This is a genomic window from Enterococcus sp. CSURQ0835 (genome assembly GCF_902706605.1).
Classification (GTDB): domain Bacteria; phylum Bacillota; class Bacilli; order Lactobacillales; family Enterococcaceae; genus Enterococcus_A.
Map to the genome: position 1 here is coordinate 1 of NZ_CACSLH010000008.1, position 14,381 is coordinate 14,381.

Genomic DNA, 14,381 nt, shown 5'->3' on the forward strand with positions numbered 1-14,381 from the left:
CCTAATCTGATAGTGATGCGGTCGGTCAACCAGCATTATCTTATCATTTTGGGAGGCTTTTTTGATACCACGCTAAAAGCTTTTTGGAACCACCCGCATAGCAGGTGGTTTTCAAATCATACAAAAAGAAAAAAACAGCTTTTGCATCAGCTGTTTTCTTCTTTGATTCGAACGGCGAAATCGCCGCCAGTCCGAGTTAAGTTAGGATTGTAATAAGGATCGTTTTCGATATAGGCTTGCCATTTGTTTTCCATGTAGGCTGTTTCTTTTTTGAAACGTTCCAATTTTTCCGGCGTATTTTCATAACCGCGTGATTGTGATTCAAAGTGATAAAGTTCAACCCCATGCAACCAGACGTTGTTCCGACCGGTCTCATATTCCCGCAAACATAAGTCTACATCGTTAAAGGCTACCGTCAATTCCTCATTGAAGCCGCCCAGTTCGTTGAAATCTTTTGCGCGCATCATCATACAAGCTGCGGTAACAGCTAAATAATCCACATTGATCTCTAATTTCCCAAAGTAGCCAAAATCACCTTGTGGGAAAGTATGATGCCCGTGACCTGCTGCGCCGCCTAACCCTAAGATCACTCCAGCATGTTGGATTGTATGGTTTGGGTAATAAAGCTTCGCCCCAACACAGCCGATTCGATCAAACTGAGCAAAAGAAACCATTTTGCTCATCCATTCCGGTGTGATGACCTCGGTATCATTGTTTAAGAACAATAAATATTTTCCTTTGGCTTTTTGGGCCGCTAAATTATTGATCCGCGAATAATTGAATGGGATGTTGATCTCTTCAACCACAAAGCGTTCGCCTAATTTTTCTTGATACGTGTGGTATAAAGTTTGCAGCTCTTTTTGATCGGAACCATTGTCAGCCATAATGATCTCGTAATTAGGGTACGTTGTTTTTTCAATGATCGAATCGACACAACGTTTCACATCATCGTAGCCATTTTTCGTCGGAATGATGACACTGACTAAATCTTCGGCTAAGATTTCATATTGCACATCATACAAACCATTGCCGGCCGCGTGAGTAGCAGTTCCTTTGATGTTTCGGCGAGCAAGTGCATCTTGGACCGCTTTTAACCCGGCATCAAACGCATAGCCTTTCGTCGATTGATCAGCCGCAGTCGAGCTTGGTAAGATCCGCCAATAATATAAAATTTGCGGGATATGAGCGATTCGCTTCGCATTCGTCTTTTCCGTAAAACGCAAGACAAGATCATAATCTTGCGAACCTTCATACCCAACGCGGAAGCCACCGATTTCATTCATAATGCTCCGACGATAAACGCCCAAGTGTGAAATATAATTCGTGCCTAATAAAAGATCCGGTGAAAAGTCTGGTTTAAATGCTGGATCAAACCGGTGCCCTTCCATGTCGATCTTATCTTCATCACTGTAGATCAAATCCAATTCAGGATTTTGATTCAAGCACTTCACCACTTCGTATAACGCGATCGGTGCTAACTCATCATCATTATCTAAAAGTGCTACAAATTCACCGGTTGCAATCGCAAGTGCTGAATTGGTCGCTTTTGAGATATGACCATTTTCCGGGCGAAAAACGACTTTAATCCGCGGGTCCGCTTGCTGGAATTTTTCCAGCAGCGGTTTGACCTTAGGATCTGTGGAATGATCATCTGCGATACAAAGCTCCCAGTTTTCATAAAATTGGTGTTGGACTGACTCGATACATTTGCTCAACCATTTTTCATCCACATTATAGCTAGGCATCAAAATCGAAATCAGCGGCTGGTAAGTAAAGCTCGCGATTTCTTTTTGGATCGCAGCTTCATCCCAATTTTCATTTTGAGCGATCCACTGCTGATAGCGTTCAGCGCTTTGTTTCGTTTGCTCGATCTTCACTCGCCGCAATGTATTTTTCAACCCGTTGTGCTTCAAGTAACGGAATCCTTTGCGGGTCTTTGTCAGCGCTCGTTGAAAAGCAGAAGGTGCCGCCGGTGTTTCTGGCACGACACCAATCGCTTTTTTGGGCTCGATCAGTTCCACATGTTCTTGATTGTCACTGCGAAAAGTCAATGTGATCGGTTGCTCAGGATCTTTGACTTCCAAGGTTAAAGTAAAGCCGCTCGCTAAAGCTGCACTCGTCTTGTGCAATTCGGCTACGTCTGAGCGCGGATAGCGATCTAACGTATAATCACTGATATTTTTCGGATCAACGATCAATTCCGGTGCGGTTTTCGTTTTTGAATCCAACGCCCAGCCTTTGATGGTGGTGATTTTTTTACCAGCTTCAAAACCACTGGAATCGATACAGACGATCAGCTCATCGGTTGGCATCTTTTGTTACCTCCATAGTTTAAATTGATTGAAATTCGTGTACGGATCATGCAGTTGTTCCGGTGAATATTTAGCATTTAATAAGGCAAATTGTCCATCCGGTAAACTAAAGCGTTCCGTTTGCTGGCTCGTAAAGCTGAAGTACGGATCGAACACGACTTTTTTATTTAATTCTTGTACGACCCGCAAACTGAGATCGACCCCTTTTAATTGCGGTGGCAAGTTCAAGTCAAATCCGTTTAGCTTTTCAAAATCAGCCTTTGTGATCCCTAAACAATCCTCAGTCGCACTAAAAATCTCCCGCGGTAGAGTCGGACGGAAATACGTCCCGATCGTTTTATCTGAAACCCCTTGCTGTTCGTAATATAACGTCTGCTGGTCAGGTCGAATGATGACACCGCAATTTAAAATCGCTGCATGTTCTGTCAAAATTTTCCCGCTGACTAAGCCGACAGTTGGCAAATGACCAAAGTTTAACGCCGCTTTGAGCCACGCTTTTTTCACTGGTACTAAATCAGGGGCTAAGAAAATAAGATATTCGCCCTTTGCAGCTTTTGCTTGTTCGTTGACATCCCCTGAAACAAAACGCACGTGAGCATCCGTGATCTTGCCTTCAAAAGTCGGTGGTAAGATGACTTCATAATTTTCCCAATCGATCAACGTCACTAATTTTTCGATCACGTTTTGGTCAGTTGGTTCACTCGTAAATAAAATCGAAACATTTTGTGTTTGATCGTAATCAAGTTCGATTTTATAAGCACCATAATTTTCCGTCATGCTGACAGAGCCCGCCAAACCACGGCGTTCAAGTGCTGATTGTAACGCATTTTTCCCAGCTACATACGCATATTCTTTGCTTTGTGGGTCCATCGCAACTGACGTTTCAATCGTTCGCCAATGATACAACATGCGTGGGATATGATAGATTTTTTTAGCCGCTTCAGTCGCTCGCAACACGAAATCATAATCTTGGCTACCGTTGAATTCACTGCGCAAGCCGCCAATTTGATCCAGCAAGTTCCGTTTAACGACCACGAAATGCGTAATATAGTTATGTCCTAATAAAAGGGTCTCATTCCAATTCGGTTTGAAGAATGGATCGAATCGTTTCGCACTCATGGAAAGTTTGTCTTCGTCCGTATAGAAAAATTCACGTTCGGAATCTTCATTGATGGCTTTGACCATTTCTAAAAGCGCCGTCTCGGCTAACACATCATCATTATCCATAAAGCCGATGTAGTCTCCCGTAGCTAGTTCGATCGCCGAATTCGTTGCTTCTGAGATATGTCCGTTTTTCGGCCGGAAAACGACTTTGATCCGCGGATCACTATCGGCTAATTCATTCAACAATGGTTTGATGTGAGGTTTTGGTGACGCATCGTCTGCTAAACATAATTCCCAATTGTCGTACAGCTGATGAGTCAAGGAAGCAACACAGGCTCGCAGCCATTTTTCTTCCACGTTATAAACAGGAACGACTAGTGAGATTTTCGGCCGCTCTGCTAACGTTTGGGTCTCTTCGATCAATTGATTTTTCCAATCGACCTCGGTGACTTTGATCCATTCATCATAAGCTGATTCGAATTGTTTTTGTCGTTGGTAGTTTTGATACGCGCCCCGAATCCCTTGTCGACGAACAGCACCTAATGCAAAACGAGTCTTGCGATACAACGATAATTTTGGCGGTTTCGGTAATTCCGCGATAAATGGATAGACGACATCTTCTTTTTTCGGTACGGCTAATAGTTTTAAATCATGAATGATCTGCATATTATCGACAGTAAGTAAGAAACCATATTTTTCACCATCCGGTAAGTCATGAGTCTCATTGACATCGAGTCGGAACAAGTGGGCTACTTTAAAATCATTAGCTGAATCAGCTAGCAAATAATCGAGCGGCTCGTGTTTGTCGCGAGTAAAACCCCAGCCTCGAACGATGACTTGGTTTTCTTCTTCATTGTTTTCGATCGATTCAATTACTAATTTGATCTTGTCTTCATACTCTTCCGCTTTTTTATACGGCACTTCTGCCAAGTTATAGTGGTAAGCATCATAAAAATCGAGCTTTAATCGTTGCAGCCGATTTTTGGATCGTTCGTCTTCCAAATCTTGGATGATCAACGATTCAGTTGGGAAAAATTCTTCTTCGTTCAAAATCTCAACCGTAACGGTGATGTATTTCCCAGCCACATGAGCGCCGTCAAAGATCACAAACGGTTCTTCCACGATATGATTGAAAACATACAGATCTTCGCTGAACCAGTCGGCATTCGTCTTTTTGACCGGCACGAGCTTATTATCGGCTACGACTGAAAAGCGCGCTGTCGAAGGCAATTTTCCGATCACGACACGAAGCTCATCGATTTCTTGCGGAACTTTATGGGTCGTCACTTTATTTTCGCCAGTGTGATTGTTAAAAATGTAAGGAACGACTTCATATTTACCAGCTTTGACATAAGCCAGTTGCATTTGTTTATTGTAATTGGAATTGATTGGCGTCGCACGTTCTGGTTGTTCCACCGCCTGTTTCGTCAAAGCAAAGAAATATTGATAGACCTCACCATACGGACGATTTTTAAATTCAAACCGCGTAACTTCTGGCAGATCTTCATAGCTTGTCTCGATCTCGTTTTGCCCCACTTGCGAATACGTATAATCTTCTTTTACGATATGCAAGTCAAGGCGCGCAAACAACGCTTCAAAACCAGACTCGGTATAAAAACTATTATGCGTCCGATCCAGCAACCCATATTCGTTCCAATTTAATTTATTATTGAACAGATCGATCAAGACAGAGTTGTGGGCGACATTGGGAAATGTGATCAAGATCTCGCCTTGCTCGGTTAAAAATTTTCGCGCTTGGCGTAATGCTTCTTCTGAATCAGTCAAATGCTCCAAGACATCGGCAAAAACGATATAGTCAAATGTTTTTCCTTTGAAATGATCGCACCATGTATAGTCTTCAATATTGCCTAAAAAACCATCTTGCGCAAAGCCCATCACGTGTTCGTACAACACGGGATCAAATTCGACGATCGCCACTTCACAATCTAATTCTGAGATCAAATAGTTCGTCATACGACCATTGCCGGGCCCAAACTCTAGGACCCGGCTGCCTTTTTTGATTTGGCTGATGATTTTTCCGACACTCGTATGTTCATCCAGTGATAAATCAAAGTCATATTTCATGATTAAATTTTATCCTTCCAAGTGTGATCTAGCACGACGATCCCTTCACCGACATATTTCCCGGTAATGAACATCGTCACGTAACGCGTTTTATAGACGAGTGGTACGGTAGCATTTTCTTCAAAGACTGCGATATCGAAATAATACTCGCCACCTAAAAGCGCCATCTTTTCATACTCGATGTAAAAAACATTTTTCCCTTTTTGCCACGGGATCGTTGTCTCATCTAGTAACGTGTTCAACCCGCAAACATAATTGTTATCAACGGTCCGGATCGCCACCCCTAAAACTGGTTTTTTGATAGAATCATCTTTGACTGTGTATGTCACTCGAACGATGACTTTACTATCTTGTTCCACCGCTTCTTCGACTGGATTCAAATCGCCATTCAACAATTCCGCTGAGTTGACTTCCACGATATCGTGAGCCGAAAATTCATCTTTAGCCGATGTTTCCCGATCGACTGTCTTCAATGATTTTTTCTTCAAGAAGTTTTCGTAGTCTTCTGTGATCTCCATCGTTTTGCCTTCTGCTTCTACCACACCATTTTTCAACCAGTAGACCCGGTCACAAAAACGACGTACGGCATTGACATCATGGGAAACGAACAAGATCGTTTTGCCGGCATTCCGCAGCTCGGTAAATTTTTCCATACATTTCAATTGGAATTCCAAATCCCCAACCGCTAACGCTTCATCGACGATCAAAATATCGGGATCGACATTGATGGCAACCGCAAACGCTAACCGAACGAACATCCCGCTGGAATACGTTTTAACTGGTTGATACAAATGATCGCCAATATCGGCAAAGTTGATGATGTCATCGACTTTTTCTTCCATTTCTTCACGAGAGTAACCTAAGACCATCCCGTTTAGAAAAATATTTTCATAGCCGCTGTATTCTGGATTGAACCCTGAACCTAATTCCAGCAAAGCCGCGATATTTCCTTTAATGTGGATCTCACCACTTGATGGCGTTAACACACCGGTGATGATTTTTAAAATTGTTGACTTACCAGAACCATTTTCACCGATAAAGCCGATCATCTCGCCTTCTTTGACGGAGACATTCACATCATTCAGCGCATAAAAAACATCGTGATAATTTTTCCGCCGAATACTCATCGCTTCTTTCAAACGATCAGAAGGTTTTTTGTACATATCATATTTTTTCGTTAAATGTTTGATTTCGATTACTGTTTCAGTCATACTGTTCTCCTTTTATAACACATCAGAAAAATGTGGTTTCAAACGTTTGAACATCCAAGCACCAATTAAAAGTAAAATGATCGTCACGAGCCAAAAATATACCGACAGTAGCGGTTTTTGCCAAAACCATTGCTCTCCAAAGAAGGCATCACGATAGCCTTGGACCACATAAAACATCGGATTGAATTTCAAAATAAATTGGATAGTCGGATGGTTTCCGAAGACGGTGATACTCCACAAGACTGGCGTGCCCCACATCAAAGCTTGCATGATCACGACGATAAACTGGTTGATGTCTGGGAAAAATGGTTGGATCGATGACGTGATCCACGTTATGCCAGTCAAAAACATCATCATCGCAAATAAATAATAAACGATCTGCAATGTTTGAAATGAAGGATAAATATGGTTAAAAGCTGCCACGACAAAAGTTATCGCAATAAAGAACACGTGCATGAACAGCGAGGAAACTAATTTCAACGTTGGCAAGATCCGAATGTTGAAGACGACTTTTTTGACTAAATAGCTGTACTCACGGAACACATTGGTCGCTGCGCCTAATACTTCAGAAAAATACATCCACGGTACGAGCCCAGTCAGTAAGAAGACGATGAAAGGATGTCCATCGGTCATCGCTGCTTTGAAACCAACACTGAAGACAAACCAGTACGTCACGACCATTACCAGTGGATTGGCAAACGCCCAAAAGATCCCCAAAGCGGAACCCGCATAACGTGCTTTAAAATCATTGATTGAAAATTGTTTTAATAAGACTCTGTTTTGAATAATATCCTTGAAAAAACCAAATACCTCTTTAAACATTTTTATTCCTTTCGTTTACTCTTTTTTTTATGAAAATTTTCGCTAAGTCTAACATTGCTATTTTACTTAATCCATAGTTTAAAAGCAAGGTAGGCAAAAAAATAAGTCTAGCTATCTGACGATCTAAACTTATTTTTAAACTATTTTTGATGTCGGTAACTGCGCGTCGTGCGCGTATTTTTCACGATAGGTAAAGTTTTTTCGAAATTTTGAAGTGCTAACCCCAACAAACTGATCGTCAGCGGAAACCAAAAGACTGCCACTAACGTTTCTTCCATCATGGACTGCAATAAGATCGCGATAAAACCGATCAAAAAACTCAAACGCAACTGCACGCGCTCTTTTTGCAAGACGATTTGCCAAACCATGTACAAAATAAAACTTAAGACTAAGATCACACCGATCAAACCAAAGTGTCCCCACAAGGCTACGTAACTACTGTGGTAACTCAACGCCTCCCCGTTGCGATAAAAAACAAACGGCTTCATCCCCAGCCAGATCTGCCCACGGCTTTTAACTAATTGATTAAAAAAATCACGCCAGATCTCTTCTCGGCCCGTAAATAAATTGATCGATTCAGCTTTGGCAGCTACATAGGAAATCGGTAAGATCAATAGTAAAAACAAACTGATCCCACCGCCATAGATGAAACGCCCTTTGCCTTTTAAAAATTGATTGATCAGCTGCAAGCCACAAAAAACTACTAGCGCATATAAAGCAGCTTTTGATTGCACGACCCATGTTCCTGCTAACCCGACAACAGCTAAAGGAAGTGTCAAAAAGAAACTGCGCTTCAAGCTAGACTGGAATAAGCAAATCGCCAAAAGTGTCTCACACATCACTAATTCACCAATAGTATTAGTGTTGACCCAGATCGCTTTCAATTCATTTCCCAGCGCCCAGATCGAACGACCATTTGGCGGTTGGGGGATCTCCGTCAAGATTCGATAAAAGGTGACCAGTAACAAGAAGGCGCTGAGGATCGCTAAAGCTAACCGAACACGCTTGCTAAACGGAACTAATTTAAAATCCAACACTAAAATAATGAAAGTCGCTGGGATCGCATTTAAGAAAAAGTCAGCTTGACGAAGATCAGCAAAAAAACTAAAAACGATCACCGACAAGACCGCGATCACAAGCCAGATCACATCTCCGATTTCTAACCGGCCCACATTCAGTCCTAAAACAGCGACTGCCCCTAATGTGAGCCAGCGGGGTAATTGCAAATAAAATTGTAATTTAGCATTGGTATCTACTCCTTGTAACCATAAATAAAAACAAGCGAGGAGCATCGCGCTCAATGCGACGACACTGATCAGATCCAACCATTGACGATGCTTTTCCATAGGCGCTCCTTTTTAAACTAATTTTTAGTACTTGCTATTGCGGACCGACCGCATTCAGCGACTCAGCTGACTCACTGGACGACTTCACTTGATAGATCGACCAACCGTCACTTTCTGGTCCATAGACCCGAATAAATTGTAAGGCGTTCAACGAATTGTAATTTTCTAACATCCGTTGACTAACTACGTAATTGACACCTAATTTTTCAACTAAGCGGAAATTTAAATCCATCGTAAACGAATCAGCATACGTTAAATCGTAACTCGTCGGCTTGGGAGTAACAAAAGCCGTCATGTGAGCATAACGATTGTAGACTTTTTCATGATGTCCTGCGGGATCTGCTTGCTGCCACAATTTCGCATCCGGATAAAAGCGCACCGTATTCAATGAGCGAACACCCAGTGCCGGAGTGAAATTGTAAAGCGCTCCTTCTGTCAGCCATAATTTGTCAGGATCTTTTTTATTTTGCAACTGGATCGCTTGCGCTAAACTTTTTTCAAAGATCGCCCCTGTACCTTCTGTGATCGGATTGACAAAGCAACCCATAACGATGGTGATAGCAAGTAAAAGTAAGCCCGCGATTTTTTGACGGAACAAAACAAGTCCCATTAGAAAAAGATAAATGATGATCGTAGCTGCAAGCTCCGGTTCAGTTAAATAGCCGTTGATTTTAGAGGTCAATAGCGGCACACTGACGCACACGCCGCTCAAGCCAATCAACAACCAATTGATCGTGCGACTAAAGATCGCCTTTTCAGCTAAAACACCCAGCAGCCAGATGGTGACTAAGGCTGCCGCAAAACCAAATGGCAACATCGCACGTTTCGTCACGACAAACGAAAGCAATGTCCACTTCGCCGCTTCAGCTGGAAGTCCGACCAATAACCAAAACAACACAAAAAATGAAAATAAAAAGATCGGCCAAACGAAAAAGTTTTTCTGCCGCAATTGTTTCGTTTTAAAGACGACAAGCCCAGCCGGCACACTGATCAAATACAAATTAAAGAAGTTGGCACTTTCGACTTGATTTTCATACGGCGCCCCAGTTGCAAACGGCAATTTCCAATTCGTTAAAAATAAAAACAAACGCCAAATGGGCCACTTGCCACCAGTTGCGATCCGTCGACCAGGATAAACCGTGTCTAAAGAAGCCGTGATCGCCGAGCTTGAAAGCTGATAGAAATGCCACAATGTGTAACTGACCACAGCTACAGCTGGTACGATCAATAAAAGATCCAAAAGGTCCCAGTTAACTTTTTTCCTAAAATGCACGACGACGGCTATGACCCAAAACAACAAAAAGTAACCAAACAACACTTGATGCGCCGGATAGATCACCAAAACAAAACCGAGCCCGCACACCATCGCGAGTAAAACCATTAATAAACGTAGCCAGCGTTTTTCATGCTGGGCAAAGTAATGGTAAAACGCCAGCATCAAGCCTAAGGTGAAAAAAACTAAATCACCTGCGTGTTGCATGAACCACCACTGCACGGCCGGTGAAAAAGTAATCAAGGCGGCTCCAATCAAAGATAATCCTCGCCTTTTTTTTGTTAAGATCAGCGACACTTCAAACGCTAACAGCAACATCCCAATCAGTTTGAAGCCCCAATAAAAAGCGAGCCCGTGATCACGACCTAAAAAGAAAAAGCCCCAGTTAAACGGTTTTCCGATCGCAGTCAAGTCTTTGACTGGCGCGTTATACGCTACGATCATATTTTGACCTTCCAGCCCATAATCAGGGTTATTCACGGGATAATCCGCTTCCGTCTGAGAAAAATAAAAAGGTGCTTGGACCCGCCATTCATCAGAACGGATCGTGCGCGCTTTGCCAAACAACACATCGGTCGTCTTACCGTCATTTCGTTGCGCGACATAATTATCCCATACATTTAGTGAGCTGCCATTCAAGTTCAATGCCACGATTAAAATCAGCGCAAAAAGGCCGATCAGGTAACGAAACTTGATCAGCTGGTTAAGGAGGCGCGATCCGATTTTTGGTTTGTTGGATTGTTGTCGTTTACGTATTTGTTTTCTGCTTTCCATTGGTTCCTCCAACATTTTTCCACTGTCTCAACGTCCAAAGCGCATCTTTTACGCGCCGTTGAAACAGCTGTTTGATCCCGCGCAACAGTAATTGTTTTTTGAACGCTGGCAACTGTGCCACGTGATACGTTTGATAAAAGTGCGTTTCTGCTGCTAAAATTTTTTGATACCGTTCATGACTCAACGTTTTTGGAGTCAACACACTCAACTCATGTTCGATCGTGACCGCCAAGACTTGCAGCGTCTGATTTGTTTGAAAGACTTGCCAGCTGAGCCAATGATCTAAATAATCCAGTGGAAATTCTTCATTGTACCCACCGCAAGCCGCTAAAAAATCTAACGCGACGGCTAGCCCGGAATTGATCGCCATGACGTCTTTCGTGTAGTTGCCGCTAGTCGGTAAAATATTATGTAACGGCCGCAAGCTCGTAGTAAAAACGGGTGAGATCTGCTGGTTATGATCATAAATAATCGGCGCGATCAACGCCGTTCGTTCAGTCGCGTTTTTTTGCGCGCTGATCATTTTTTGTAAATACGCAGCATTCAACTCCGTATCTTGATCTAAGGTCACCAGCCACTTGCAACCAGCTTTAACACTTTGCGGCCACACGTCATTATATGCTTTGGCTAGTCCGCTATTTTCAGCTTGCCACTGATAAGAAAAACGTGGCGCTAACTGTTCAGGCTGATTTTTGGTAGGACTATTATCGATTAAATAAATCTGCCGCAGCTCCGGATAATCAGTAGACGAAAGCAGTTGTTTGAGACTTTGAACGGTCTTTGACTCACTTGCGGTCATTTTATACAACACGATCACCATATCAAACAACTTACTTTCCTCCATCTTCCATCTTTACGCTTTTTCTAACGCGATAAACTTAGCTAACGCTTCTTGCCAAGTCGGGATCTTAAAGCCAAGATTTTCTGCTTTACTTAGATCCATCACTGAATATTGCGGACGTGTTGCTTTTTGCGGATATTCAGCACTAGTGACCGGTAAAACTTTGACGTTCGTCTCTTTTAAGATCTCTTTTGCAAATTCATACCATGAGCAACTATTTTCATTTGATAAATGATACACGCCAAATGGTGCGCTTTTCTCGATCACATATACCATGAACTCAGCTAACGTCCGAGTCCAAGTCGGGCGACCAAATTGATCGTTGACCACAGTCAGCTGATCATGTGTCTCCGCTAATTTTTGCATCGTATAAATAAAATTATGTCCATAGATCCCAAAGACCCAAGAAGTCCGGATAATGTAGTAATCTTCCATGATCTCTTGAACTGCTTGTTCGCCTAATAATTTCGTCCGACCATATTCATTTTGCGGATTCGTTTGATCATCCACGGCGTACATGCCATCTTTTTTCTTCCCATCAAAGACATAATCCGTACTGATGTAAACTAAAGTCGAACCAGCTGCTTTGGCGGCATTGGCAACATTACGTGTCCCGTCAACATTGATTTTTTCATCTAATTCTTTGCCTTCATCTTCAGCTTTATCAACAGCGGTATACGCTGCACAATGATAAATCAATTCCGGTTTTAATTCCGTGATATACTTCATCGTCGCAGCTTCATCCGTAATATCTAAATCATGCGCATCCGTTGAGACGTAATCCATTTTCTTTTCATCTAATAAATGGCGCAATTCAGTCCCTAGTTGGCCATTTCCACCTGTCAGTAAAATCATTTTTACTTTTCCTCCTTGAAACGTGCATTTCAAACATTGAACAAAATTTTTCCAGTTCCGATGCGCAAAAGACATGGCTTTTGTTTATACGGAAAGGGACTAGCACCAGACAGTCCCAGTCCCTCGATCTTTATTGTCCGTTTTTCGCGTATTTTTGTTCGACAGCTTGTTTTTCAGCTTCCCACCATTCGCGGTTGTCAGTGTACCATTGGATCGTAGCAGCCAAACCATCACGGAAATTCGTGAACTGCGGCTTCCAACCTAGTTCTTCGCGTAACTTAGTTGAATCGATCGCATACCGTAAGTCGTGACCCGGACGATCTTTCACATGATCATACGCATCTTTTGGTTGACCCATCAATTCTAAGATCAACTCTAAAACGGTAATATTATCTTGTTCACCATCTGCACCGATCAAATACGTTTCGCCGATCTCGCCTTTAGTCAAAATCGTCCAAACCGCTGAAGAATGATCATTCGTGTGAATCCAGTCTCGAACATTTTTACCATCGCCATAAAGTTTTGGTCGAATGCCGCTTAAAATATTCGTGATCTGACGCGGAATGAATTTTTCAATATGTTGGTAAGGTCCATAGTTGTTAGAGCAATTTGAGATTGTTGCCCGCAAGCCAAATGAACGGACCCACGCTTTCACTAATAAATCAGAGCCTGCTTTAGTAGATGAATAAGGACTTGATGGATTGTAAGGCGTTTTATCCGTAAATTTTTCACCGGGGCCATCGCCATGTCCTGGCAGATCTTTTCGTAATGGCAGATCACCATACACTTCATCAGTCGAGACGTGATGGAAGCGCACGTCATATTTACGGCAAGCTTCGATCAATGTATACGTCCCGATCAAATTCGTTTCCACAAAGGGATACGGATCTTTCAATGAATTATCATTATGGGATTCCGCTGCGTAATGCACGACTGCATCCGCTTTGGCAACTAATTCATCCACGATTTTTGCGTCCGCGATATCGCCTACGACTAATTCAACGCGGTCTGCTGGTAGTCCAGCCAAGTTTGCTTTATTACCGGCATAAGTCAATTTATCTAAGACTGTCACATGGACCTCAGGATGGTTGTTCACCACATAATGGACAAAGTTTGAGCCAATGAATCCCGCGCCGCCGGTCACGATGATATTTTTCATACTTAGTTGTTCTCCTTTTTAGATCTCACCATAAACGAAAGGATTGTCTGCTTCAAATTCTTTCAAGGTAGGATGTTTTTTATCTTTATCAGACGTGATCGCTTTGTCGATCGCGATCGGCCAATCGATCGCAAGTTCTGGATCATCAAATGCGATCCCGCCATCTGCTTGCGCATCATAATAATTATCACATTTGTACAAGAAATTCACATCAGGCGTCAACGTTACGAAACCATGCGCATAACCTTTTGGTACTAACAATTGACGGTGATTGTATTCTGACAAAATGTAGCCCTCCCATTTACCATAAGTTGGGCTGCCTTTACGAATGTCAACGATCACATCTAAAACAGCGCCCGTCACGACCCGAATCAATTTAGTTTGGGCTGATTTGCCTTTTTGAAAATGCAATCCCCGTAAGACACCTGGTTGGGTCGAAAGAGAATGATTGTCTTGGATAAAATCAAAATCGATCCCAGCTGCTTTAAAATCTTTTTCGGAATAGCTTTCCGTGAAAAAACCACGGTGATCGCCAAAAACAGCTGGCTCCACGATTTTTACGTCAGTCAAATTCGTATTCGTTACGACCAATTTCCCCA

General features: G+C 42.5%; 10 protein-coding genes. All 10 read right to left on the reverse strand.

Features of this window, described 5'->3' with window-relative positions; genetic code table 11:
- Positions 1-146: 146 nt before the first annotated feature.
- The 10 genes from GVJ38_RS04865 to rfbC all read right to left on the reverse strand — a co-directional run bounded on the left by GVJ38_RS04865 (position 147) and on the right by rfbC (position 14,373).
- On the reverse strand, positions 147-2,312 hold the full coding sequence (locus GVJ38_RS04865; RefSeq protein ID WP_159722055.1) for a glycosyltransferase family 2 protein: 2,166 nt from the start codon (positions 2,310-2,312) through the stop codon (positions 147-149).
- A 6-nt stretch (positions 2,313-2,318) separates the two neighbouring features.
- Positions 2,319-5,501: a glycosyltransferase gene (locus GVJ38_RS04870; RefSeq protein WP_159722056.1), complete on the reverse strand. Its 3,183-nt coding sequence runs from the start codon at positions 5,499-5,501 to the stop codon at positions 2,319-2,321.
- Positions 5,502-5,503: 2 nt separating this feature from the next.
- Positions 5,504-6,712 (reverse strand): ABC transporter ATP-binding protein, encoded by a 1,209-nt coding sequence (locus GVJ38_RS04875; protein WP_159722057.1) that lies wholly within the window; start codon positions 6,710-6,712, stop codon positions 5,504-5,506.
- 12 nt (positions 6,713-6,724) lie between these two features.
- Complete coding sequence (locus GVJ38_RS04880) at positions 6,725-7,534, reverse strand: ABC transporter permease (RefSeq protein WP_159722058.1); 810 nt, start codon at positions 7,532-7,534, stop codon at positions 6,725-6,727.
- A gap of 140 nt (positions 7,535-7,674) precedes the next feature.
- Entirely contained in the window at positions 7,675-8,880 is a 1,206-nt protein-coding gene (locus tag GVJ38_RS04885; RefSeq protein ID WP_159722059.1) for an EpaQ family protein, read from the reverse strand.
- A 34-nt stretch (positions 8,881-8,914) separates the two neighbouring features.
- Positions 8,915-10,927, reverse strand: a complete 2,013-nt coding sequence (locus GVJ38_RS04890; protein WP_159722060.1) for a DUF7657 domain-containing protein — start codon at positions 10,925-10,927, stop codon at positions 8,915-8,917.
- On the reverse strand, positions 10,902-11,747 hold the full coding sequence (locus GVJ38_RS04895; RefSeq protein ID WP_235032820.1) for a glycosyltransferase: 846 nt from the start codon (positions 11,745-11,747) through the stop codon (positions 10,902-10,904). Before GVJ38_RS04895 ends, GVJ38_RS04890 begins: the two co-directional genes overlap by 26 nt.
- Positions 11,748-11,780: 33 nt before the next feature.
- Positions 11,781-12,623 (reverse strand): dTDP-4-dehydrorhamnose reductase, encoded by an 843-nt coding sequence (gene rfbD / locus GVJ38_RS04900; RefSeq protein ID WP_159722062.1) that lies wholly within the window; start codon positions 12,621-12,623, stop codon positions 11,781-11,783.
- Positions 12,624-12,753: 130 nt separating this feature from the next.
- Positions 12,754-13,782, reverse strand: coding sequence for a dTDP-glucose 4,6-dehydratase (gene rfbB, locus GVJ38_RS04905; protein ID WP_159722063.1), 1,029 nt, complete (start codon positions 13,780-13,782; stop codon positions 12,754-12,756).
- Positions 13,783-13,800: 18 nt separating this feature from the next.
- Positions 13,801-14,373, reverse strand: a complete 573-nt coding sequence (gene rfbC, locus GVJ38_RS04910; protein WP_200849458.1) for a dTDP-4-dehydrorhamnose 3,5-epimerase — start codon at positions 14,371-14,373, stop codon at positions 13,801-13,803.
- Positions 14,374-14,381 lie beyond the last annotated feature (8 nt).